We start from the raw sequence: 24,325 nt of genomic DNA on the forward strand, positions 1-24,325 counted from the left end.
TTATATTTCCTTTTCCATTTCTTCAAGCAATTTTTCAAATACATCCAATGCATCAAGCACCGGTTTTGGCGATGTAAGGTCTACACCTGCTTTTTTCAGAAGATTTAATGGATAATCGGAACTGCCTCCTTTTAAAAATTCCTTATATCTATCTACGGCTGGTTTACCTTCTTTTAAGATCATCTGTGAAAGTGCTGTTGCCGAAGAAAATCCCGTTGCATATTTATATACGTAAAATCCCATATAAAAATGGGGGATTCTTGCCCATTCATAATTAATACCTTCATCAACCACGATATCATTGCCGTAGTAAAATTTATTTAATTCATGGTATTTTTTACACAATAATTCGGGTGTAAGGGATTCACCCTTTTCATCTGTTTCGTGAGTAAATTTCTCAAATTCTGCAAACATAACCTGTCTAAATATCGTCCCTTTGAATTCTTCAAGGTAATGATTTAAAAGGTATAATCTCTCATTTCTCTCTTTAGCCTTCTCAAGGAGGTAATTCATAAGCAAAGCTTCATTACATGTTGAGGCTACTTCTGCATCAAATATTTTGTATTCTGAATATATAAACGGCTGGCAAGACATGGAATAGTGTGTATGAAGCGAATGCCCCATCTCATGTGCTATTGTAAATACATCATTTAAATTCCCTTGATATTTAAAAGCACATAGGGATGTACGCCATATGCACCCCATGAATAAGCACCGGAGGTTTTGCCTCGATTTTCAAACACATCAATCCATTTTGAATCAAAACCGCTTTTTAATATATCCACATAGTCGTTTCCAAGAGGCTTTAAACCCTCCAATACGATATTGACCGCCTCTTCATATTTATAATGTTTGTCATATTCTTTTATCAGAGGCACATAAAGGTCATACATATGGAGTTCCTCTAATTTTAAGAATTTTTTCCTTAGCTTAACATACCTGTGGAGTAAATCAATTTTGTCATGTATTGTATTGATTAAATTATTGTATACTTCAACAGGAACATTATCATCAAATAAAGACGCTTCCAAAGAAGACTTATGATTTCTCATTTTAGAATAAAAAATATCTTTTTTTACATTTGAATCAGTCATTGAGGAATATGTATTTATAAAATTTTTATATGTATTATACATACCGTTGAAAGCATTGTACCTTACATCCCTGTTCCTGCTTTCCATAAACTTTATAAAATTCCCATGTGTCAGTTCAACATCATTACCATCATCATCCTTAATAACCGGGAATTTGATATCGGCATTGTTCAACATCTTAAAAATATTACCGGGAGCCTGTGCAATTATACCTGTTTCAGCCAATAATCTTTCTTCTTTATCAGAAAGTACATGTGGTTTATATCTCAGTATATCATCAAGAAAATGTTTATATACTCCAAGTTCTGTATTTTTATCAAGATAATCTTTTATTGCTGTTTCATCTATTGACAAGACCTCGGGAATGATAAATGAAGTAGCACTTAATACTTGGATATTCAAGCTCATTGCCTTATCAGCCAAAGCCTGATATTTCCCGTTGGTATTATCTTCATCTTTTCTCATTTTGGCATAAGCAATTAATTTATTTGTCAATATGCTAACATCATCATTTAATTTTAAAACCTCTAATAAGGATTTATCATTATTTATTTTCCCCTTGTATTTCAGAATTTCGTTTAAAATGACTTTAACCCTGTTAAAGTCATCTTCCCATAATTCTTCATTTTCATAAATATCCTCAAGCCTCCATTTATATCTATCATCAATTTCTTTCCTGTCATGCAATCTTTTTACCATAATATATATCCCCTTTTATATTTTTTTTATTTTCCCCAGTAAGTTATAATGGATTATATCATTATTTTTAGTTTCTTTAGTTTATCTTCTTTCATCAATGTTTTCTTAAAAGATTCGTCTATCTTATCGCCATTTTTAAAATTCTGATAAACATTACAAAAAAAATCACGACCATATTTTTCAAAAAGCAAATCAATAATTTCATCGACATTCTCTTCATCAAAATTTGTAGTACCAATAATAAGGTTTCCGATCTTTTTTATATTTAGCTTCATTTCAAATAACTTCCTTTTAAATTACAAAAAATCATCATAGCCTATCTTCCCCCTTCCCTTATTTATGATATTTTTATTATACTACTTTTTAACAAATTTTAATATTTTTTTAATATTACATAATCACCTCTTTTATATGCAATATAATTTCCATTTATACCAATAAAATCTCCCTGCCCATATATAATATTATTATCTCTTACATCATGCAAATCCTTTCCGTTTACAATCTCATACAACTTATTATTTTTAGGAGCTAATATTAAATTGTTCGGTTTAACAGGACTTTTTAAATTTATTTTATCCCATTTTTTAAGCGGCTCATCGACAGTACCATAATACACCTCTTGAATAAAATTATTTTTAAGACTTCCAACATATATATTGTCATTACTGTCAATCCCAATTAATGAATATTTTTCACTGCTTATATAATTATCTTTTTTGCCTTCTTTTATTATATGAACAATATTGTTTGATGATTCATAGACAAGGTTGTCTGCCTTTTGCGTTTCATACATTTTAATAATTTTATTTACAGGCAATTGAATCCTTTTAATTTCACCCATAATATCTATCTGGTAAAGCCTGTCTTTTTCTAAATTGTTTTTACTTGAAACATTTATATATATTACATTGGTTAAGGGCGATAAGGTTATATCTGATACATAGCCTTTATACTGATAATATATAGTCTTGTTTACAGTATTCTGCTGCTCATTATCAACATCATATGCTTCAATATTTAGTTCTTCTCCTCTTTTCGTTTCTTCTTTATTTAAATAAAGAATCCTGTTTCTGTCGTTAAGCCATTTATAAGAATCTATATTTTTGCCGTCAATATAGATTGATTTTACAGTTTTTGAAGTTTTAGTATTAACTATTATTAAATTATTATTTAGAATATATGACAAGTATTTTCCGTCGAAGGATGGCATAATATCATTTGCATTTGGGGGGACTTTTACTTTAATATTATCAACCATCTCATCTGTTATTAATATTTTTTTCGATTGAATCATAGCAGAATCTGTTAAAAAATAATTATTTATATAAAATAAAATTATAAATTGTAAAACAAAAGAAAATAATATCCAAAGCGAAATCTTTTTTAATGTTTTCATAAATTCCTCCTGACTATTTTACTATAAAGGTTGTTGGCACAGACCTCTCCCCTAATGCATCAGACGGATTATTGATAACCCTGTCCTTATAAAACATCGTTGTCGATGAACCTCCGTCAAGATTTGCCGCATTAAATGCACCATAATCAAGCATAATATCCTGAACATCTTTCAATGTCGCTCCTATGCTTTTAATTGATCTGCCATCAATAGTAAGAAATATAACTGTTCCATCTTCTCTTTGTCCTATTGCAGTACGTGGTGCAATTCCCCATCCGCCGTCGCCTTTTTTAATCATAGGTTCTCCATCTATGATAAGTGCCGGTCCAAAACTAACTGCTTCTTTAATTGAAAGCGTAGATAAGTTCTTATATTTATATTTACCCACAAGCATCTTGCCATTTGTAGTAAAACCAATTAAATCAACCATATCATTAGGGTCTCCAATTTCAGTGTAAAGAATCTTTCCCTCATGTATTACAAAGCCCTGCGGCGCACCTCCAATACCTTTCATGCCACTATCACCAAATCCGCCTGCATTAATAGCCCCGATAGCATTATTGTTTTTTGCAATCTGACTGGTTGTTTCTCCCTCCTTAGGAAATTTACTTGACAAACCGACTTGTACCCTTGTCGGGTCATGTATTAACATTATCTTACCTTCAAAACGCTTACCAGATATATCAAAAAGTTCTATGGTTCTATCATGGTTATTGTTAAAATTTATTTTATTTTCATCACTATTACCAAATGATATTTGCTGCATCTGTTTCATGATTTTTTCAGTAATACTTTTGGGCAAAAACATTGATGCTAAATACTGATGTTTAAAAGTTGTCATGGCAGTCGTTACAATAGTATTCCTTATATTGCTGAAGGGTCCGTAGAAGACTATTATAGGCATTGTAAGAGCTGTAAATGCAATCTCAAAAATAAAAAATATCAATACTTGTTTAAATGCTGCCTTTCTTTGCATAATTCACCTCACAAAAATTTATATATCTTTATAATATTATACCTGATATTTATTAAATTTCAATTAATGAATAAAAAATTCTATATATGCAGAATCTAAAAAAAACAGCGAGGTGTAAATATGGTTCAAATTACTACTACACATTTGGTTTATTTGTTTATGATATTCATAATTTTAGTACTTATGCTAATTCGTAAGGATATTATATTGTCATGTATAATTGGTATATTTGCTGTTGGATTATCACAATCAAATAATATTCTAAAATCTATCCAAATTTTGTATACCGCTATTTTTATATCCGGTAAAGAATTATGGCAGGTTATTTTAATAATATCTTTGATTATCTCAATGGCAAGGGCACTTGATGACATAGGAGCAGATATTATCATAACCAAACCATTTTTACGTTTTTTCAAAAGTCCTGCTATAACCTTCTGGATAATAGGATTTATCATGATGACCTTATCTTTTTTCTTATGGCCGGCGCCCGCTGTAGGACTTATAGGTGCTGTATTGATTTTGCCCGCTTTAAAGTCCGGAATGGATAAATTAAGCCTTGCATCATTACTTTCAGTATTTGGTTTTGGTGCAGCCTTATCAGGAGATTTTTTTATACAAGGTGCCCCATCTATTACAGCTAAAACAGCAGGCATATCTTCATCATTATTAATTGTAAAATGTATTCCTATATGGTTAACAGTAGCTTCTGTCAGTTTCATTTTATTATATATCGTAACAATGAAAAATCTATCAAATAAAAAAGAACCTTTAAAAGAAGATATGAAGGAAAACAAACATATAAATAAAAAAATGTATAAGGAAAGTTGTTTTATATCAATAATAACGGTTCTGTTTTTTTTGGTGGATACATTTCTAATGTATCTATTTAAGATTAAAGGGAATGCTGCAACCGCATTAATCGGCGGCACTTCAATCCTTATTCTTATTGGAGCATCAATTATTCAAAAAGATTCTCTAAATTTAATAAGAGAATATCTGAAAAATGGATTCTTAACAGGCATAAGAACCTTTACACCTATCATATTAATAAGTGCATTTTTCTTTTTGGGTGAATTGAATACAGCAAAGCAGATTATTGGTTCGGAAGCAAAGGGTTATCTCATGGATTGGGGGCTATTCCTTTCAAAGCATATGCCGCTTAATAAATACACGGTTACTTTATTACAAATGGTTGTTGGAGGTTTAACAGGATTATCAGGTTCCGGTTTTTCCGGATTACCGCTGGTTGGTGCACTTGCAAAAACTTTCTCACATACCCTTAATCTCAATACCGCAATTCTTGCATCAATTGGACAGATTTCTACGATTTGGGTCGGTGGCGGCACTATAATACCATGGAGCATAGTATCTGTAACGGCAATAATCAAAGTTAATCCTGAGGATATTGCCAAGAGAAATTTATTGCCCGTCATTATAGGGCTTATATTCGGTTATATCGTAACCGTCATGTTATTATGAATATCAAATAATTATGTCTTTGATACTGTTTTTGAACGGTCAATGTTTTTTTCCTCGTCTTTAGTCAGGAGGCAGAGGGAGAAAGTAGAATTTACTAATAAATTACGCTTCTTAGCAGTTATTATATATTGATAAACAATACCTTCTTGATTATAATTGTCCGAAATTTTTAGCTTTTTTGCTATATCCGAAAAAATATTTAATATATTATTATAATATTCGTTATATAAAGCAATCCCCTCCATATTTAGAATACTTAACCCGCTTCTCTCAAACATTTTTAATATTGTATTTTTTGTAAAAAATCTTAAATGTGTTTTATCTAAAAGACCTGCATCTTCATAATTAAAATCCCCAGTTAATAATTTTAATATTATTGAAATATGGTTAATATTTGGAATACTTGCTATAATAAGTCCATTTTCATTTAAATATTTTTTTAGTTTTTCTAATAACAGCCACGGTTCTTTTAAATGTTCAAGAACATCTCCTAATATAATAACATCAAAATAGCATTCGGGATATTCTAAATCTAAATTTTCAACATCTGTAGTTATTACTTTGTCTAAATTCTTTTCTGCAATTTTTGATATATCTTTATTAATTTCAATTCCTACAACTTCTGTATTTCGCCTGTTTTTTAATTCCAATCCTAATGCTCCTGCACCACATCCAACATCCAATACATGTTTCGCTTCAAGGGGTACTTTAGTTAAAATTTCAGGTCTTTCAAAAAAATAATATGTTGGACTGTAACCCCATTTGTGTTTAAAATAATTTTCATTCTTCCTCATTATTTCAGCATAATCAATATTCATATTTTTAAAAGTTATACTGCCAAAATGATGTATAAATGTTGTGGTACTAATGTACAAATTATAACCTCTTAATAATGCACGAAGGCATAAATCATCATCTTCAAAATTTCCAATACCATAATTTTCGTCAAATAATCCTATTTCATCAAATAAGCTTTTTCTTGCTAACATGCAAAATCCAACTAACCTAAGGGCTTTCTTCCATATCTGCTTTTGATTATTAATGTTTTTAGCAAACTCGTGCATATCATTAATATCCATGTACTCAGCCGCTATCTTTTGCTTACCTGAAATATTATTAGTTACAGGACCTACAATAGCAGCATCATCTGCATTATGTAGGCAATATAATAAGTTATTCAACCAGTTTTCTGTAACTATTGTATCATTATTTAGTAAGACAATATATTCTCCTTCCGCAATAGATATACCTTGATTACAACCGGCAGCAAATCCGAGATTTTCTTTATTTTTTATTAATTTTATGTCATCCTGTGTCTCTAAATACTCAACAGTTCCGTCATTTGAAGCATTATCAACTATAATTATTTCATATGGAACTGCTGTATATTTTCTAATGCTCTCAATACATAGTTTTGTATATTCTAATTGATTATGTGTGAGTATTACAATACTAGATAAATTTTTAGACATTTATTCACCCCTTTATCATTTTAAGAATGCCTTAAGCTTAACGGGCAACTTCAAAATCGCTACTCTGCTTTAATAAATCATTATATTGTATTAAGATTAAAAAACATTTAGACCAATACATAAAAGTTGTGTTATAAAGTGAAAAGTCACTAAAGCTGCTGGCTCTGAAAAGAAAAAAGAAGCTATTATAAAACCGATGGGATTTATAAATAACCAGTTAATAGCAAAAAAAAGAAAGGATAAACCCACTCTTTCAGAAGCACTATATGCCAAGAAAAACGGTAATGGGATTATCCTGTACTGTATCTTATTTTGCTTAAATCTTCACCTTTTTTAGGTTTCCTGAATATAAATAAATGTTCATGCATTATCAAATAAAAATTGTATTTTTCAACCTGCTTTTCCCAATATGGAGTCGACTTGCAATTGTGCTGAACTTTTATTATATCTTCCTTTAATACAAATCCATTTTTCAAAAAAAGCTCCATAACATAATAAGCAAGCGGCACATAATGACCGCTTTTCCTTGTATCACCCATTAAAATCGCACAATATTTGTTTTCCTTCAATACTCTATAAAGCTCGATAACGCCTTTATCTAATTCGTCGCAAAACTTCTTAACACCGGATATATTCGAAAGATCTCCTTCTATCTGTCCTTTTGAATATTTTATAATGTTTAAATATGGCGGGTGTGTTATGATTAAATCAATGCTATTGTTATCGATTTCTTTTAAATTTCTTACATCGCCGACTTTTACAACCTGCTCATATTTATAATCACCGTCAAAATATAGATTCTTTTTTGCTATTTCAACCGTATCGGGATTAATATCAAATCCTATCCCGCGTCTATTTAAAATTTTTGTCTCAATCAATGTTGTACCGCTGCCAACCATAGGATCGAGAATTATGTCGCCTTCATTTGAATACCTTAATATGACGTTTCTCGGTATCTGTGGCGCAAAATTACCTCTATAATTTGCATTATGTGTTTTCCATTTTCCCCTTTCCGGAAATGACCATACTGTTGTAATTTCTTTTTTAAAATCTATATCCTGCATAATATTTCCTCCAGTAATCCTTGACGTGCAAAGTGAAGATTCAATAAATAATTTACTTTTTCAAATCCCTTATGTATTTGATTTTTTTGTCCTCTCCACCCTTCTCCATCAGTTATCCATATAAATTCAAATCCATTTTCCTTTAGTTCATTTTGCCTTTCTATATATGAATCAACAATTTCTTGAGGTTTTGAACCTGTTCCTGAATAAAAATTAACTTCAATATTGATAACTTTATTTTTATCTTTGATAATGATAAAATCAGCTTTTCTGTTTTTAATTGAAGAATTTACCTTAAAATTAAAGTTTTTCTCCAGATACTGAAACTTTTTCTGAAATAACATTTTAAAAGAAGAATTTTTTCTTGATATTATTTCTTCAACAATCGGCCTTAATGTTAACTCCATTGCATTTCCACTTCTATTTTTCCGTGCATGGGTATCCATACCAACTTCTACACCTGTCACATAATCCTGGATACTTTTTGAAGATAGTTCAAGAAAGAATTTCTTTAAACCAGTTTTCTCAAAAAATTCTATAATCTTATAAACATTTTCTCTTGTTAATTCTTTTATATTAAAATCATAGTTTACTATATCAGAATCTTTATCCAGAAAATCTTTAATTACTTTAAATTTTTGATCTCTTATGGCCAATAAAATAGGTATAGTAGGAAGGACTTTTGGGTAATTTACCAGTATATTTTCTAAATCATCTTCAAATTGTTTGCTGCCGATTAAAGTATTTAATATGTTAAACTCAATTTTATATTTTCCTACATGCATTTTTACTTTATCCCAATCAACAAAAAATTTATAGCCTCTATTTGTGTCAACTAAAGTATCATGAAATTTTTCAATCACATCATCAATATTATTAAGCCCAAAAAAATCAGTATAAATTGAGTCCATGATGTCCCCCCCTTTTATTTATAGTTTCTAATAATCAATTCACTTATATTTCCACGTTTATTGCCATTACAGTTTATATATCTCTTTGCATTTACTCTTTCTATAGTAAAATCAGAATACAGTTCATCAAAAAAATTATCTTTTTCATCTTCATTTTTAGGATCCGAATTGCTGAGTATCAAAAATGCACCTTTTTTATCCATTTCTCTAAAAAATTCAGCTAATCTTATCTGATCATCATCATTAAATCCATCCTCATTATAACCTGTAAAATTAGAAGTTGCATTTAACGGTCGATATGGAGGATCAAGATAAACCAGTGTGTCTTTGTGGATGTAATTTTTACTTTCTTCAAAATCTGCGCAAATAATCTCTGTATCCTTTAATGCTTTTTGAACTTCAAATAAATTTTCTTCATCACAAATATTAGGATTTTTGTATTTTCCAAACGGCACATTGAATTCACCTTTTTTATTTAGCCTGTATAATCCATTGAAACAGGTTTTATTTAAAAAAATCAAATATGCCGCCCTTTTTATCCAGTCTGAATTATAATTTGCATAATCAAATGTATCTTTTTGCCTGTTGTAATCATCTCTGATTTTGTAATAAAGATCTTTTCTTCGCTCCTCTCTTAATTTTAAATATTTCTCTTCAACTGCATTTAATTCAAATACTAAATCATCTACATTATTTTGTATAACTTTATAACCTATGATTAGTTCTTTATTTACATCAAATAAAAATGATTCCTTAATCTTATAATTTTTCTTTAAAAAAAAGAAAAGTGCGCCGCCGCCGACAAACGGCTCGACATATCTTTCTATCTCTCTATTTTGCACCAATGATAATGGCAACCTCCTATTCAAATCATTCAATAATTGAGTCTTACCGCCGGCCCATTTTAAAAATGGTCTTGCATTTATTGCATTATTTTTTTCTTTATTTTTAAATGTCTCTGTCGAACTTAGAACCTGCACTTTATCATCACTTCCTTTAAGCTTGTACAATCTCTTAAAATAATTATATCATCAAATTCGCTTATTAAAAATGTTTTATCTTAAAAATGAAGCCGTTGCGCTATCATAAAAGATACTGAGAAAATCCTAAAGTTAAATTATGGCTACATAAAATACATTTTTGTCTATTTAAGCGCAGTAAGAATCTCTGTCAAGATTTTATTCCTAAAAAAAGAGAGGAAAATCCTCTCTTATAAATTTATACTTATATAACGGTTAATTCTCTTAAGTCTATCTCAGGATATATTTCTCTTATCATCACATTAACTTCCTCTGCTTCATCGTCTTGTCCCATTGTTCTGTATATTTTATAAATCAGCGCATAATTATCCACATCATTTTTTTCTAAATTAAAGGCATTTGCTGCTAAAGACAATGCTTCATCATACATATTTTGCTTTAGAGCTTTCTCTGAAAGGTATCTGTAAACCTCCGGATTCTGGCTATTCAGGTCTGCTGCTTTTATATACGCTTCAACCGCCAGCTCATCAAGTCCATTGTTTATCATCATCTGTCCATATCTTTCATAATCCTCTCTCGCAAATCTGCCTACATACAAACTTAGAAGATTATTATATAAATCAAATTCCTTTAATTTAATTAAGAGGTCAAGCAAATTGAAATAGCTATCTTTGACTTCATCGAATTTTGCGTTCATTTCGCCAACTATATTCATATACAACTTTTTATCAGATGAATCAGATATCTTCCATAGCAACTCCTTTGCCTTATCTATATCATTCAATATTATATAACATAAAACTTCTCTATAATTGGCTTCTTCTTTTGCTTTGCCATATTCCATCTCAAAATGCTTTATAGCATTTTCATAGTCTTTCAATCCCATATATATGATACCTCTTAAACTATTTAAACCTTCAATATCAATATTAACATTATCAAGATATTGCTTTGCAACATCAAATCTCCCTGTATTTATATAAAGCCTTGCCAATATTATTTCATTAATGTATGAAGCAGTATCCACATACTTGTCAAAAAACCGGTGTATATCTTCTGGCTTTTCATTCTTAATGAGGATATCAAACAGTCTTATAAAGGCATCCTGAAATGTACTATTAGACCTTAAAGCTCCTATATAATTTGAAACAGCGTCATTTAACATATTTAACTTTTCATTGCACAAACCAATCATGAATTGAGCTTTATAACTTCCTGTTCCACCCATCGAAACTAATATTCCATTGTATTCGCCTATCTCTAAACATTGCTTAAATATTTCCACAGCTTTCTGATACCTTTTCTGCTGAAAATATATCATAGCCTCAAGATACGGAAAATCTGCCATAGTGTTATAATATGGCTTTGCATCATATATTATTTTAAGGGCTGTATCATAATCCTTTAATGCCGTATAAGTAAGAATTAAATAACGGATAATTCTTGTAGCACCAAATGTGTTAAGGTTTATATTTTTCGAAGCTAACAATAAATGTTTAAGTGCTTTTTCGTATTGACCAGCGTTGTAATACTCCACAGCAAGGTTTGAATGTTGAAACTGGTCATCAGGATGTTTCAGAAGATAATTTAATATTAACCTTATATATCTTTCTGTTTTATTCTTTTCTGTCCTTACCTCACTTAAATAACCATAATGAAGTATCTTAATATCACTCACTTTATATAAAGGCACTCTATTCTCTATGACATTCCTTAAATTTTCATGTACAGGATATATATATTTTATCTTTCCATTATTCCTGAAAAGTCTGAAATTATGATGAACCTCTGAAGTAGCATTCCCTATTGTATTTCCACCATAATTTATAAATTTTAAAAGATATGCTTCAATACTATCATCATTAAGCAATGGCTTTATCTTATCTACATCCTCTTTTGCAATTTCCTCATCAGCATCAAGGAATAGAATCCAGTCAGATGCAGCATTTTCAATCGCAATATTTCTTGCCTTACTAAAATCATCCTCCCATTTTGCATGTATAACTTTAGCACCAAAGCTTTCGGCGATCTCCACCGTCTTATCTTTTGAACCTGTATCAACAACCACTATCTCATCAACTATATCTTTGACACTGTTTATGCACCTGGCAATGTTTTTCTCTTCATCCTTGGTGATAAGGCAGAGAGAAAGGGTGGAATTATTATATAAATTGTTATATTTTCTTGCTGTTATTATATATTGATACGCAATTCCTTCTTCCTCGTAATTAGTTGAAATATTCATCTGTTTTGCAATGTCAGAAAATATGCGTGCAATATTATTAAAATAGTCATTATTTAATACGACACTTTCAATGTTTAAAATTTCAAGATTGCTTTCTCTAAATGCTTGCAATATTGTATTTTTAGTAAAAAATCTTAAATGAGTTTTATCTAACAAGCCCGCATCCTCATATTCAAAATTGCCACCTAATAATTTTAATATAATTGAAACATGATTAATATTTGGTATACTAACTATTAAGATACCATCATCTTTAAGATACCTTTTCATTTTTGTTAAGGTTGACCAAGGATCTCTTAAATGCTCAAGTACATCTGCCAATATTATAGTATCAAAGTATTTTTCAGGAAAATCTAATGCCAAACTCTCAATATCACCAACTATAACATCATCTAAAACATTTTTAGCTATTTTTGCAATATCACTATTTAGTTCAATGCCAACAACTTTTACGTATTTCCTATTTTTTAGTTCTAAACCTAAAGCACCTGCTCCGCAACCAACATCTAATATATTTCTTGCTTTCAATGGAATCTTATTTAAAATTTCTTGTCGCTTAAAGAAATAATATGAATGGTTATACCCCCATTTTTGTTTAAAATAAATTTCATTTTTTTTCATAAGTTCAGCGTAATTAATATCCATGTTTTTAAATGTAACACTTCCAAAATGATGAATAAAAGTTGTATCATTAATATATAAATTATAACCTTTTAAAAGCGCTCTCAAACATAAATCATCATCCTCAAAATTGCCAATACCATAATTTTCATCTAACAGTCCAATTTCTCTAAACAGTTCTTTTCTCATAACCATGCAATAGCCAACTAATCTTAAACTTTTTCTCCACTTTTGATTTTGTCCATTAAATTTTTCAGCAAATTCATGCATATCATTAATATTTTTATAATATGTAATAATTTTTTGATCACCAGAAATATTATTAGTTACAGGTCCCACAATACCCGCATTTTCTGCATTATTTAAACAATACAATAAATTATTTAACCAATTTTCAGTAACTACTGTATCATTATTGAGTAAAACAATATATTCGCCTTCTGCAATTGATATTCCTTGATTACAACCGGCAGCAAATCCACGATTTTCTTTGTTTTTTATTAATTCAATGTCATTTTGCGATTCTAAATACTCAATTGTTCTATCAGTTGAACCATTATCTACAACTATAATCTCATATGGCGTTTTAGTGTATTTTCTTATACTTTCAATGCACATCTTTGTGTAATCTATTTGGTTATATGTCAATATTATTATACTTGATAATCCATTAATATTAAATCCTTGTTTTATTTCTATATTTGTGCATTCATTATTTGTGCATTCATTCATTAAAAATTTATTTATTTGCCCACATATATTCACCCAATTAAAATTATTATATGCATAATTTTGAATATTTTTATAATTATTTTTAAATATAGTATCATTAGAACAATTTTTTATTAATATACTTGTCAAAGCTTTTACATCATCTATATTGAACAAACTTCCATATTTCCCATTGTCAGTTATGTCGTATGCAGGTGGAATATTTGTAGAAATAATATAACAACCATTTTTTGCTGCCTCTATAAATACTAGAGGAAATCCTTCTACTCTCGATGGCAAGCAAAATATTTTTGCTTCTATATATAGTGCTTCTAACAATTTTCGGTCAGTAATTTCTCCTGTAAAAATTACTTTGTCAATTAAAGTTGGATTTTTGGAAAAATACTCTTTTAAATAACCACGAAAATTATCTTCAGTAGTGCCTACAAGTTTTAATTTCCAATTTGAAATATATGGAAAAGCTAATTTATAAGCTTCTAACAAAATTTCAGTTGCCTTTTGATATGTTCCAAGACGCCCAACTGTAAGAATAATATTCTTTTTATCATTGTAATCAATTTCTCTTATTATATCATAATCATAGAAGCCATTTGGCAAGTATTGTATTCCTATAGGCCAATTATTCTTTATATATTCATACAAAGATTTTGTCTCAACACTTACTATATTACATTCATTTAATATAGCTATTAATTTATTACTCAATTTAACATTTTTTATATTTTCATTTACATCTAATTTTAAAAATATTTTTCCATTTGGATTCAGATATTTATAAGTGATAATCCACATAATTGTTCTATCAATTAAATGATATACATTTAATACATCTATATTTTTTGCATTCTTAACTAAATATTGATACCCATCATAAGAGACATCACCAGTATTTTCAATAAATTCAATTTTTAACCCTTTAACTTCATTATTTAAATAAGGGTAATCTCCGTTATTATAACATACAATCTTAGAATTATAACAAAACTTCTTATGTAATATAAATGGTATCATGCCAAAATCTTTTACTAAATGGACATTTTCCGACTCAGGAAATAATGTGACAAAATTCAAAAAAATCATCCCCTATTTAAAGTGTAATACGTTAAATTTACATAATATTTCATTGAATATCAAATATTTGTTCTGGTGTCAAAAGTTAAAAATAAAAATATTTCATGCAAAATATTGTGATCAATAATAAATCTCTACAATATTTTGTACGATAACTTTTAACAAAGCAGTTTTGACACTTAAATCAATAATTTAAATTAAATTTAATTTTAAAGCACTCTTATAAACCATAATTTAAAGCAAAAATCTTTACTTTAACATAAACACATATTGGTTTTCACTGCCTTACCATATATTTATGCATTTATTGAATTTATAGACATTTACATGAAGATTTCGCATTCCTATATATTTATTATTTCAAACATCACCAATTATATCGGCATAATAATCTTTTACTTTAGCAATAAAAAATAAAAAGAGAAGCAAATCCAATCCATATTGTAAGACCATATGTTAGTTAAATAGCAAGTATGAATTATAAATGGGATATAGAAAAAAGGATTGACGATGAGTGCAAAAAGGATAACCGAATAAACATAAGAGATTTTTACAATAGGAAGTTTTTGTCGTACACTGATGAAGATATTGATAAAATTATCGATATGAAGCAAAATGGCTATAAAGACAGGGATATTGCTAATAAGTTAAATAGATCATATTGGGGTATCGTATGGAAAATAAAAGATCTAAGATCTAAAAATATGATTTAAGGGAGGCTTTGCCTCCCTTTATTGTTATCTTAATAACTGTAAAACTGTCTGTGGTTGTTGATTTGCCTGAGCAAGCATTGCTGTTGCTGCCTGGTTTAGTATGTTGTCCTTTGTGAATTCCATCATTTCTTTTGCCATATCAACGTCTCTTATACGTGATTCAGCTGCAGTTAAGTTTTCTGATGCTGTTCCAAGATTATTTATTGTATGCTCTAAACGATTCTGTAAAGCACCAAGATTGCCTCTTTGTGCTGAAACGCTCTGTATTGCAGCATCAAGAACACTTAGGTCATTTGATATATCTGCAACTGCATAACAAGATGATACATTTAAAACTGTTCCCGTTCCTACACTTGTCACTGAACCGCCGGTTATGCCTGAAATACTCATATTACCAATTGTAAGAGATACAACCTGACTCCCATTTGCTCCTATCTGGAAATTCAGTGCAGTAGTACTTAAAGTGCCATCCAATAAAGCCTTTGTATTAAATTGCGTCTGACCAGAAATTCTGTTTATTTCTGCTCCCAATTGATTCAATTCTGTTTGAATGTTTTGTCGATCTGTTGTTGTATTTGTGTCATTACCTGCCTGTACTACTAGTTCTCTCATTCTTTGCAGTATTGAATGTGTCTCATTTAATGCACCTTCGGCTGTCTGAATAAGTGATATGCCGTCCTGTGCATTTCTTGTAGCTTGATTTAAACCGTTAATCTGACCCCTCATTTTTTCTGATATTGCAAGACCTGCCGCATCATCGCCGGCTCTGTTGATTCTGTAGCCTGATGAGAGTTTTTCAAGAGATTTTTGTGTGTTTGTGTTGTTGATTGAAAGTTGTCTCCATGCATTTAAGGCACTTAGATTGTGATTGATTATCATTTTTTCTTCCTCCTTGAATTTTTATTTGGCATCCATGCCTATGTTTTTATTTTGGATTTACAGTTGGCCAACTGCTTATCTTTTGTTTACATAATATATATCGATATGTTTTTATATTTCTTTAGCGATTTTTAATAATATTTTCTATTTTATTTAATGTATCTTTGTTTATAACAGCCGCTTTTTTGTTTTCATCTTTGACGTCAAGAAGTTCTTTTCTTATTATAGATAAACTTTTGGGGGCAGTTATTCCTAAACTGATATTTTCACCATCGATACCGAGTATTTTTATTTCTATGTCTTCCCCTATAATTACAGATTGTCCTATCTTACGCGTGAGTATGAGCATTTTTAAGTTCCTCCAATATAGGATGTTTTATTAAATACTTTTCATTTTCAAGTATTACTTGAACTGCTTTATTATTTTCCGCATTTATGATTATAGGGGCTTTTAAGTTTGCAGTCATTTTTTCTATTTCATCAGGGATTACAACGATGACATATATAAGCAGATGGTTTATGTCTTCTATTTTAAGGGCTTCTATTATATCTTCACTAATATCTGGAGAATAATCAGGCTTAAATATTCTCGGGTCAATAATTGCAAAGGCAATATCAGTATCATCGATAGCCTGCAACCATTTAAAGGGAGTATCATCACCGCTCATCCCCAGTAATAAAAATGAATGCAGTCCCTCGAAACCCGGTATTCCGTCTTCAAAGTTAATTATATCTTCAGGGTTGTATTCTACAATACCAAAGTTTTTTGTGGTTATTTGCATCTCCTATACCCTCCTATCCATGCTGTTTCCAACATAGTCAATTTTTATTGACGGATATTCCCGCATGTATATGTTTATGTTTCCCGGTGTTGCAGATATTTCAGGTTTATGGGTGGTTACATTTATATCTGTACCGCCATGGTTCCAATTAATATTTATATATCCGTCAAACCATATCTTTGGCCTCGATTTTGGCATAAGGTCAACATTGAAGTTGGCATCCTCAGTGCCGGTCTTAACTGCCAGCAGTTGAATCACATTCTGATGATTTTCTATTGCCGCAAGTCTGTCGCCATCATCAACAATTTTCCCTATCGCTTCAAGACCTATCTCTCTTCTTCTTGCTGCTTCATCATGGACAAGGTCAAAAATATTTTTAAGCCCCGATTCGTAAAAGCATTGATATTGGTCTATATGAACCTGAGGAAGCTTTTGATTTATTTCCATCTTTGCAGGAGTTTGTTTTATTTTAAGGTCTGCCTCAGGGCTTTTTATAGAAATTTGGGCAGGAATAGTATCAATACCTATCCTGCCGTATGTCTGATGTATTGTTATATTCATTTTATCACCTTAAAAAGTCGATAAGACTCGGCTGTATAATTTTAGCGCCTGCTGCCAAAGACGCCCTATACACGTTCTCATCCATCTGAAGATTTGTTATAACATGTGCCATATCCGCATCTTCATTTTTTGAAAGAAGTGTCGTAAAATTATAGTTATCACTTTGAAGCCTGTTTTTCGTAAGGTCTATCCTGTTTGATTTTGCTCCGGCGTCTGCTCTTATGGCAAGTACATTTTCCATTTCTTTGTCTATGTTGGAAATCATATTGCTTATAGCTTGATGATCTCCTGCTGTCAATGCTGTTTTAAGATTATCCATCATATCAAGGAGCTGTGAAGAACCGCCTGATACGTCAAAAACCTTATCTCCTGTTACATTTACAGCTATTTTGCTGCCGCCTGCGCCAACCTCAAATTGTATTGCACTGCTATCGCCGCTATAGCTGTTTGATGTGTCTGTAAAAGGCTGTGTAGTTGTCTTAAATCCCGCAAATATATACCTTCCGTTATACTGCGTATTGCCTACCTGTATCATCTGTGATTTCAACTGTCCAATTTCTTCAGCTATATTTTGCATGTCAGCCTGTGTCAATGTTCCATTTGAACCCTGAACCGCAAGTTCTTTTGTTCTTTGAATCAAATCCCCCATCTGTCCCAATGCCGAATCTGTAAGGTCAAGCCATGACTTTGCATCATCAACGTTTTTCGTATATGCGTCATTTCTCGCCATATCCATTCTGATCCGCAGGCTATTTGCAACCGCAACAGGGTCATCGGAGGGTTTGTTTATCCTCTTGCCTGTTGACAGCATATTTTGGTCCTTTTGCATTGTTTCAAGGTTGTTATTATAATCGTTCATGAAATTCATTATAAGCATATTATTTGTAACTCTCATTTTTTACACCTACCTTCCAACAACTCCCATTCTGTTTATAAGGGTATCAAGCAGTTCATCCATAGCGGTAATCATCCTTGCAGATGCAGCATATGATTTTTGGTATTTTACCATATTCGTCATCTCTTCATCAAGTGAAACACCTGATACCGATTGCCTGTTTAAATCAACCTGTTTAACCATCGTATCCTGATTTCTTTGCATCATATTCGCCTGCTGTGCATCTACGCCAAGGTTTGATATAAGAGAGCGTGTAAAATCATCAAATGTTGCACCATCAAGCCCTGTATTGCCATGATCTCTTAACGCGATAAGATTTAAAGCATTTGTATTATCACCAGGCAATGCAGAAACTCCTGCGGCAGCTATTCTTTGAAGCCCATCATCAGCAAGGATATCATCGCTTACCTTTATTTGCTGTGCATACTGTACTGTGGAATCATACGCTGTAAAATCGGTAAAAAAGTTAATACCGGTAGAATTATCAAGTCCATACCCTGCCTTGTGCTGTGTATTAAACTGCGTGGCAATATTGTATGCCAGCTTATTCCATTGTTCCTTGTAGTATGGTATTCCCTTTATACCATTTGTGCCATCTCCATTGCGCATATCAAGGAGACCTTTCAGCGTACCGCTTGAAGGATTAACAGGAGTACCCGCTAAGTCCCATTTTACCGTTCCTGTATTATCAACACTCATTGTAAAAGCATTTTGCCCACCAACAAGAGCCTGTCCCCCAATATCTATCCTGAAATTTTTATTTGTATCCTCATATGTCGTAATATTAACAAGCTTCGAAAGCTGATCAACAAGCAAATTTCTTTGATCTCTTAAATCATTAGCAGGTTGACCCGATAATTCAAACCTGTATATTTCATTATTGAGTTTGCTTATCCTGTCTGAATATGAATTAATTTCAGAAACACGGCTTTCAATTGTACTATCCAGTTCCTTCTCTTTGTCATCAAGGTGCTGATAGACTGTGTTCATCGTATCTGCAAGAGCAATGCCTCTTTCCCTTACCTCGGACCTTACAGTAAGGCTTTCCGGATTTTTGGAAAGTTCCTGCAGAGAATTAAAAAAGTCATCAATCGCTGTGACAATTCCACTGTCTGAGGGTTCATTGAATATAGCCTCAACAGCCAATAAGGTTTCGGATTTTGTTTCCCATTCCCCAAGAGATTTGTTTTCACGCCTGTACTGCATATCTAAGAATTGATTTCTTATCTGTCTGTAACCATCTACGTTAACACCTTCGCCAATTGCCTTGCCCCATTTGTCATACATTCCAAAGGTTGTAGGAGGTGCTATTGAAGATAAATCTATTACTTGCCTTGTATATCCCGGTGTGTTGGCATTTGCAATGTTGTGACCGGTAAGGTCTAAAGCCTGCTGGCTCGCGTAAAGCCCTGTCTTGACTATTTCAAATCCTTGAAATGTTGACATGTTAATCCTCCTATACTTTTTTGTCTATTAAACTGGAAGGAGTCGTGCGAAACGTCCCCGTGGCTTCATACATTCCGTTATCCTGTTCCAATGAGCTTGATATAAAACCAATCATGGAATTTATATATTCAAGGGACTGATTTATCAAAGATTTATTAAGGCTGTTTCTCTGTTCTAACTTATTCAGCACATCTTTTAAATTTTTCTGTAATTTTTTCATTTTTCCGCTTTCGTCCGGTAATATCTTGCATAATTCTGTTATTGTAATTTCTTCTTCCTTACTGAAATTTCTTAAAGATGATTCCCTTTTGTCTTCAAGATTTGCAAGCTGTAATATGATATTGCCTTCTATTTTGGTTATTTCATCAAGTTCATTAATTTTGCCCTGAATGATTATATCGGTTTTCTTAACGGCTATATCTAACAAATCCTTATATAAGAGCAATTCCCCATTTAATATTTCTACAAGACTTTCGATATTCTGCATCATATCAGCCCCTCTATATTTTTTTATTCAATAAAACACCCTTTAATATGGCATCTGCCACATCTTCTGATTTTACAGCATATGTTCCATTATCAATCATTTCTTTTAGTTTCATAATTTTCTCTTCTCTTGACCTTTCATGTTCCTCTAAATATTTCTTTAAATCAAGTGCTTCTTTTGATATTTCCACTTTATCAGTGATATTTGTTTTTTTGACATTAGGTTTATTTATATTTGTTCCTTTATATGATTCCATGATATTATTTATATTATTGTTATAAATTTTCATACATGACACCCCTTATCCTCCATAAAATAATATCGACTATTTTTTAAATTTGTTTAATCCTTTGCTGTCCCGTATATAAAGTTTCTGCCTTTCATCTTGTGTATCTGTATTAATATTATTTAAAGAATGACCCTTAGCTAAAATTTCTTCTATATCTTTTGAACATTCATTACAATATCTTCCGGATGATATTGGTTTGCCACATCTTTCGCATTTTAAAATTATATTTGTATATCGTGGGCTTAAAACAAGCCTTTCTTCTCTCAGAAATTCCATTATCTTTTTTATTTCAACACCTGTATTTCTTGAAACCTCCAACATCGTATCCGATGGATGTGTTTCAAGATAATTCCTTATCTTTAAGAAATCTTCTTCATCTTGTCTATAACATTCCGGACACATATCGATTCCATTGTATGTGTATAATTTCCCACACCGTTTGCAATTCCTTAAATTCAACAAACTCACCTCACATATTTCTTCCTGTTGCAATTGTTGCTGTATATACCTTTGTTGCGCCGGCATCTTTTAATACTTTTGCACATTCGTCAAGTGTCGCACCTGTTGTCAATATATCATCAATAAGAAGGATATTTTTACCTTTGATTGCATCAATATATAAAGCCATAAAAGCATCTTTTACGTTATTTGCTCTGTGTTCTCGATTTAGTACCGTCTGTGTGTGAGTATCCCTTAGCCGCTTCAATGCTTTTGCCATCACAACATTGATCTTATGGGAAACACATCTTGCAACAAGTTCAGACTGATTAAACCCTCTTTCGTTCAGCTTTGATTTATGCAATGGCACAGGAATAACAACATCAATCTTCCAATCCCTTTTTTTAATGGATTCTGCCATATAATGTGAAAAAAAATCGCTTAACTGCCTTTCGTTATAATATTTGAACCGTGCAATCAACTCCTTCATTTTTTCATCATATTCAAAAGCACTTACATTACAGTCGAATATATGTCTATTGTTTTCACAATCAGGACATATACCATATTGGTCCAATGGCTTGCCGCAAATCTTGCATGCCCTCTCATCAATAAATTTTAATTTTTTTTCACAGTTTTTGCATATCATGAATTGTTCTTTTATTATCTCTCCACATAAGAGGCATGTCATCTTAGGAGGAAAAAACAGGTCTAAAAATATCATCTTTACATCCTTCTTAAATTTAATCTATTTATATTTTATATCGGCAATTAAGAAACAAAATTTAGCGCTTTTGACTTTATAGCTGTAAAAATGTGCGGACTACTGCTGCCCCATAAACATAAGTGCTTTTTTAAGTTTTTGTAAAAGACCGGAAAAGCGTTCTGATATAAGATTATTATCTATCATATATTTTAAATATTTTTCCTGCCCGACTATAACAACAAGTTTTTTTGCCCTTGTAACAGCAGTATACAGAAGATTCCTCGTTAAAAGCATTGGAGGTCCAAAACTCATAGGCATGATCACAGCAGGAAATTCGCTTCCCTGGCTTTTATGAACTGTTACACAATATGACAAATTTAACTCATCAAGGTCGGAAAAATCATATTCAACAAACTTATCATCATCAAAATACACTGAAATTTTCTGTTCCTCCTTGTCAATTCTCTTTATTACTCCCATATCTCCGTTAAATACGCCTTCCCCTTTTTCATCACCTTTTAGCCATTTCATCTTATAATTATTTTTTACCTGCATCACCCTGTCTCCCACACGAAAGATAAAATCCTTCATCTGTTTTTCTTCAATACCTTTTCTTTTTGGATTTAAGCATTTTTGAAGCTCGTTATTAAGGTTAATTACCCCTATAAGCCCCTTCCTCATGGGACTCAAAATCTGTATATCAGACATCGGGTTAAAACCATACGCATCAGGAAGTCTTCTTTTTGATAAGTCAAGAATTGTTTTTAGTATTTCTTCCTGTGTATCCTGCGGAATAAAGAAAAAATCACTGTTTTTATCGTTATACGAAGGATATTCTCCCTTATTTATCATATGTGCATTTATTATGATAAGGCTTTCTTTACCTTGGCGAAAAATCTCCTTAAGCCTTATAACCTTTACCATGCCGCTGTCGATAATATCGCGAAGAACATTCCCGGCACCGACTGATGGAAGCTGGTCTATGTCGCCAACAAGTATAAGCCTTGTACTTAGGGGAATCGCTTTTAAAAGGGCATTCATAAGAAGAATATCCATCATAGAGGCTTCATCCACAATTATGACATCCTGTGTCAACGGATTTTTTTCATCCTTGGCAAAACCTCTTCCTTCTTCATCCGAATAGGAATACTCCAAAAGCCTGTGAATTGTCTTCGCTTCTTTTCCGGTTGCTTCTGTCATTCTTTTAGCAGCCCTTCCGGTAGGTGCTGCAAGTATGACGGATTTACCATATTTTTCGAAAAGCCTTATAATAAAATTTATTATGGTGGTTTTTCCTGTCCCCGGACCCCCTGTAATTATAAGTATTGAATTTTTAACCGCTTCTTCTACTGCGATTTTCTGGTTTTCAGCAAGGACAATACGCATTTCCTTTTCTATTTTTTCTATCTCCTGCTTTATATTAAGGTCAACAGGTTGTACCTCTGTCAGAACCATATTTATAATCTTTTGAGCTGTATTGACTTCTGCAACATGATATGGAACATAATAGACACCAATCATCCCGTCTTCAAATGTTTCAAAACGCACCTTATCACCCTGTACAAGCAGCACCAATGAATCCTCAACCTCTTCTTCTTCAACATTTAAAAGCTTTGCAGTTTCTTCTATCAAGATGTCTTTTGGAACATATGTATTTCCGTTTGCCGCATACTGCATAAGGACATATTTTGTGCCTGATGAAATCCTGTAAGATGAATGTGCGTCTATACCCATACTAAAAGCTATCTTGTCAGCCGTCCTAAAACCTATGCCATATATCTCATCTGCAAGCCTGTATGGATTTTGCTTAATAAGTGCAATGGCATCCTGTCCATATTGTTTGTATATTTTTATGGCATTTGTCGTTGATATGCCGTAACCCTGGAAAAAAATCATTATTTCTCTTAAACCCTTTTGCTTTTCATATGACTCAAATATCTTTTTTACCCTTTCTTCACCGATGCCGGGTATTTCTTTAAGCATTTCAGGCTTTGTTTCAATAATGTTTAAGGAATCTAAGCCAAATTTATTGACAATCTTTTTTGCCATAACGGGTCCTATTCCGGTTATAAGACCTGATGCTAAGAATCTTTCCATACCATTTAAGGTTGCGGGTGTGATAGTTTCATACCTTTCAACTTTAATCTGATTTCCATAATCCGGATGCGATGTCCATTCTCCTTCTATTTTCAGGGTTTCTCCAATGGTTACATATGGCATATATCCAACCGCTGTAACGGCTCCATCCTTTATGGCTAATTCCAGAACCGTATAGCCATTTTGCTCATTTTTGAATATTATTTCCTCAACGATACCTTCTATTTCTATCATTATATTTTACTCCTATGTTATTTGTACGGGGTCAAATCCCTATCTTATTACC

Annotated in this window: 21 protein-coding genes and 1 pseudogene; 2 read left to right on the forward strand and 20 right to left on the reverse strand. The window is 31.7% G+C overall.

Features of this window, described 5'->3' with window-relative positions:
- The 4 genes and pseudogenes from pepF to AC0LWJ_RS05300 all read right to left on the reverse strand — a co-directional run bounded on the left by pepF (window position 1) and on the right by AC0LWJ_RS05300 (window position 4,168).
- Window positions 1-1,793: pseudogene (gene pepF, locus AC0LWJ_RS05285) on the reverse strand (oligoendopeptidase F).
- Between the two features lie 53 nt (window positions 1,794-1,846).
- Window positions 1,847-2,068 (reverse strand): hypothetical protein, encoded by a 222-nt coding sequence (locus AC0LWJ_RS05290; protein ID WP_474237520.1) that lies wholly within the window; start codon window positions 2,066-2,068, stop codon window positions 1,847-1,849.
- A 98-nt stretch (window positions 2,069-2,166) separates the two neighbouring features.
- On the reverse strand, window positions 2,167-3,192 hold the full coding sequence (locus AC0LWJ_RS05295; RefSeq protein WP_474237521.1) for a hypothetical protein: 1,026 nt from the start codon (window positions 3,190-3,192) through the stop codon (window positions 2,167-2,169).
- Window positions 3,193-3,205: 13 nt separating this feature from the next.
- On the reverse strand, window positions 3,206-4,168 hold the full coding sequence (locus tag AC0LWJ_RS05300) for a phosphodiester glycosidase family protein (RefSeq protein ID WP_474237522.1): 963 nt from the start codon (window positions 4,166-4,168) through the stop codon (window positions 3,206-3,208).
- Window positions 4,169-4,288: 120 nt separating this feature from the next.
- Between AC0LWJ_RS05300 and AC0LWJ_RS05305 the strand changes: the two genes are divergently transcribed.
- Complete coding sequence (locus AC0LWJ_RS05305) at window positions 4,289-5,650, forward strand: hypothetical protein (RefSeq protein WP_474237523.1); 1,362 nt, start codon at window positions 4,289-4,291, stop codon at window positions 5,648-5,650.
- 11 nt (window positions 5,651-5,661) lie between these two features.
- Here the strand turns inward: AC0LWJ_RS05305 and AC0LWJ_RS05310 are convergent, their stop codons facing one another.
- The 5 genes from AC0LWJ_RS05310 to AC0LWJ_RS05330 all read right to left on the reverse strand — a co-directional run bounded on the left by AC0LWJ_RS05310 (window position 5,662) and on the right by AC0LWJ_RS05330 (window position 14,746).
- Complete coding sequence (locus AC0LWJ_RS05310) at window positions 5,662-7,122, reverse strand: glycosyltransferase (protein WP_474237524.1); 1,461 nt, start codon at window positions 7,120-7,122, stop codon at window positions 5,662-5,664.
- 290 nt (window positions 7,123-7,412) lie between these two features.
- Window positions 7,413-8,186: a TRM11 family SAM-dependent methyltransferase gene (locus AC0LWJ_RS05315; protein WP_474237525.1), complete on the reverse strand. Its 774-nt coding sequence runs from the start codon at window positions 8,184-8,186 to the stop codon at window positions 7,413-7,415.
- Window positions 8,174-9,097, reverse strand: coding sequence for a type II restriction endonuclease (locus AC0LWJ_RS05320; RefSeq protein ID WP_474237526.1), 924 nt, complete (start codon window positions 9,095-9,097; stop codon window positions 8,174-8,176). Before AC0LWJ_RS05320 ends, AC0LWJ_RS05315 begins: the two co-directional genes overlap by 13 nt.
- A gap of 14 nt (window positions 9,098-9,111) precedes the next feature.
- The gene (locus AC0LWJ_RS05325; RefSeq protein ID WP_474237552.1) at window positions 9,112-10,023 is read right to left on the reverse strand and encodes a DNA adenine methylase; all 912 of its coding nucleotides are present in this window, start codon (window positions 10,021-10,023) and stop codon (window positions 9,112-9,114) included.
- 298 nt (window positions 10,024-10,321) lie between these two features.
- Complete coding sequence (locus AC0LWJ_RS05330) at window positions 10,322-14,746, reverse strand: glycosyltransferase (protein WP_474237527.1); 4,425 nt, start codon at window positions 14,744-14,746, stop codon at window positions 10,322-10,324.
- 473 nt (window positions 14,747-15,219) lie between these two features.
- On the opposite strand from AC0LWJ_RS05330, the gene AC0LWJ_RS05335 reads away from it, so the two are divergent.
- Window positions 15,220-15,459, forward strand: coding sequence for a hypothetical protein (locus AC0LWJ_RS05335; RefSeq protein ID WP_474237528.1), 240 nt, complete (start codon window positions 15,220-15,222; stop codon window positions 15,457-15,459).
- 24 nt (window positions 15,460-15,483) lie between these two features.
- Here the strand turns inward: AC0LWJ_RS05335 and hag are convergent, their stop codons facing one another.
- From hag to recD2, 11 genes are all read right to left on the reverse strand, one after another.
- Window positions 15,484-16,338 carry a flagellin Hag gene (hag, locus tag AC0LWJ_RS05340; protein WP_474237529.1) on the reverse strand — a complete coding sequence of 285 codons (855 nt, stop codon included), beginning with the start codon at window positions 16,336-16,338 and terminating at the stop codon, window positions 15,484-15,486.
- A 121-nt stretch (window positions 16,339-16,459) separates the two neighbouring features.
- A complete protein-coding gene (csrA, locus tag AC0LWJ_RS05345; protein ID WP_474237530.1) occupies window positions 16,460-16,687 on the reverse strand; it encodes a carbon storage regulator CsrA in 228 nt (75 codons plus the stop codon).
- On the reverse strand, window positions 16,668-17,120 hold the full coding sequence (gene fliW, locus AC0LWJ_RS05350; protein ID WP_474237531.1) for a flagellar assembly protein FliW: 453 nt from the start codon (window positions 17,118-17,120) through the stop codon (window positions 16,668-16,670). The genes csrA and fliW overlap by 20 nt, the downstream gene beginning before the upstream one ends.
- A 3-nt stretch (window positions 17,121-17,123) precedes the next feature.
- On the reverse strand, window positions 17,124-17,681 hold the full coding sequence (locus AC0LWJ_RS05355; protein WP_474237532.1) for a DUF6470 family protein: 558 nt from the start codon (window positions 17,679-17,681) through the stop codon (window positions 17,124-17,126).
- A gap of 4 nt (window positions 17,682-17,685) precedes the next feature.
- Complete coding sequence (gene flgL / locus AC0LWJ_RS05360) at window positions 17,686-18,576, reverse strand: flagellar hook-associated protein FlgL (RefSeq protein WP_474237533.1); 891 nt, start codon at window positions 18,574-18,576, stop codon at window positions 17,686-17,688.
- A 9-nt stretch (window positions 18,577-18,585) separates the two neighbouring features.
- The gene (gene flgK / locus AC0LWJ_RS05365) at window positions 18,586-20,022 is read right to left on the reverse strand and encodes a flagellar hook-associated protein FlgK (protein WP_474237534.1); all 1,437 of its coding nucleotides are present in this window, start codon (window positions 20,020-20,022) and stop codon (window positions 18,586-18,588) included.
- Between the two features lie 10 nt (window positions 20,023-20,032).
- On the reverse strand, window positions 20,033-20,512 hold the full coding sequence (locus AC0LWJ_RS05370; protein ID WP_474237535.1) for a flagellar protein FlgN: 480 nt from the start codon (window positions 20,510-20,512) through the stop codon (window positions 20,033-20,035).
- A gap of 10 nt (window positions 20,513-20,522) precedes the next feature.
- The gene (gene flgM, locus AC0LWJ_RS05375; protein WP_474237536.1) at window positions 20,523-20,798 is read right to left on the reverse strand and encodes a flagellar biosynthesis anti-sigma factor FlgM; all 276 of its coding nucleotides are present in this window, start codon (window positions 20,796-20,798) and stop codon (window positions 20,523-20,525) included.
- A gap of 36 nt (window positions 20,799-20,834) precedes the next feature.
- Window positions 20,835-21,257, reverse strand: a complete 423-nt coding sequence (locus AC0LWJ_RS05380; RefSeq protein WP_474237537.1) for a TIGR03826 family flagellar region protein — start codon at window positions 21,255-21,257, stop codon at window positions 20,835-20,837.
- 10 nt (window positions 21,258-21,267) lie between these two features.
- Window positions 21,268-21,960, reverse strand: coding sequence for a ComF family protein (locus tag AC0LWJ_RS05385; protein ID WP_474237538.1), 693 nt, complete (start codon window positions 21,958-21,960; stop codon window positions 21,268-21,270).
- A gap of 99 nt (window positions 21,961-22,059) precedes the next feature.
- Window positions 22,060-24,273 (reverse strand): SF1B family DNA helicase RecD2, encoded by a 2,214-nt coding sequence (recD2, locus tag AC0LWJ_RS05390; RefSeq protein ID WP_474237539.1) that lies wholly within the window; start codon window positions 24,271-24,273, stop codon window positions 22,060-22,062.
- Window positions 24,274-24,325 lie beyond the last annotated feature (52 nt).

The organism is Aceticella sp. 75b-Ac, from assembly GCF_056032965.2.

Bases quoted from the DNA above. Each gene is read 5' to 3' on its own strand.
- flgK (WP_474237534.1), bottom strand. From the start codon at position 20,022: ATGTCAACATTTCAAGGATTTGAAATAGTCAAGACAGGGCTTTACGCG.
- AC0LWJ_RS05335 (WP_474237528.1), top strand. From the start codon at position 15,220: ATGAATTATAAATGGGATATAGAAAAAAGGATTGACGATGAGTGCAAA.
- hag (WP_474237529.1), bottom strand. From the start codon at position 16,338: ATGATAATCAATCACAATCTAAGTGCCTTAAATGCATGGAGACAACTT.
- fliW (WP_474237531.1), bottom strand. From the start codon at position 17,120: ATGCAAATAACCACAAAAAACTTTGGTATTGTAGAATACAACCCTGAA.
- AC0LWJ_RS05310 (WP_474237524.1), bottom strand. From the start codon at position 7,122: ATGTCTAAAAATTTATCTAGTATTGTAATACTCACACATAATCAATTA.
- csrA (WP_474237530.1), bottom strand. From the start codon at position 16,687: ATGCTCATACTCACGCGTAAGATAGGACAATCTGTAATTATAGGGGAA.
- AC0LWJ_RS05320 (WP_474237526.1), bottom strand. From the start codon at position 9,097: ATGGACTCAATTTATACTGATTTTTTTGGGCTTAATAATATTGATGAT.
- AC0LWJ_RS05355 (WP_474237532.1), bottom strand. From the start codon at position 17,681: ATGAATATAACAATACATCAGACATACGGCAGGATAGGTATTGATACT.
- AC0LWJ_RS05370 (WP_474237535.1), bottom strand. From the start codon at position 20,512: ATGATGCAGAATATCGAAAGTCTTGTAGAAATATTAAATGGGGAATTG.
- AC0LWJ_RS05290 (WP_474237520.1), bottom strand. From the start codon at position 2,068: ATGAAGCTAAATATAAAAAAGATCGGAAACCTTATTATTGGTACTACA.
- AC0LWJ_RS05300 (WP_474237522.1), bottom strand. From the start codon at position 4,168: ATGCAAAGAAAGGCAGCATTTAAACAAGTATTGATATTTTTTATTTTT.
- AC0LWJ_RS05295 (WP_474237521.1), bottom strand. From the start codon at position 3,192: ATGAAAACATTAAAAAAGATTTCGCTTTGGATATTATTTTCTTTTGTT.
- AC0LWJ_RS05385 (WP_474237538.1), bottom strand. From the start codon at position 21,960: ATGATATTTTTAGACCTGTTTTTTCCTCCTAAGATGACATGCCTCTTA.
- AC0LWJ_RS05305 (WP_474237523.1), top strand. From the start codon at position 4,289: ATGGTTCAAATTACTACTACACATTTGGTTTATTTGTTTATGATATTC.
- AC0LWJ_RS05315 (WP_474237525.1), bottom strand. From the start codon at position 8,186: ATGCAGGATATAGATTTTAAAAAAGAAATTACAACAGTATGGTCATTT.
- flgM (WP_474237536.1), bottom strand. From the start codon at position 20,798: ATGAAAATTTATAACAATAATATAAATAATATCATGGAATCATATAAA.
- recD2 (WP_474237539.1), bottom strand. From the start codon at position 24,273: ATGATAGAAATAGAAGGTATCGTTGAGGAAATAATATTCAAAAATGAG.
- flgL (WP_474237533.1), bottom strand. From the start codon at position 18,576: ATGAGAGTTACAAATAATATGCTTATAATGAATTTCATGAACGATTAT.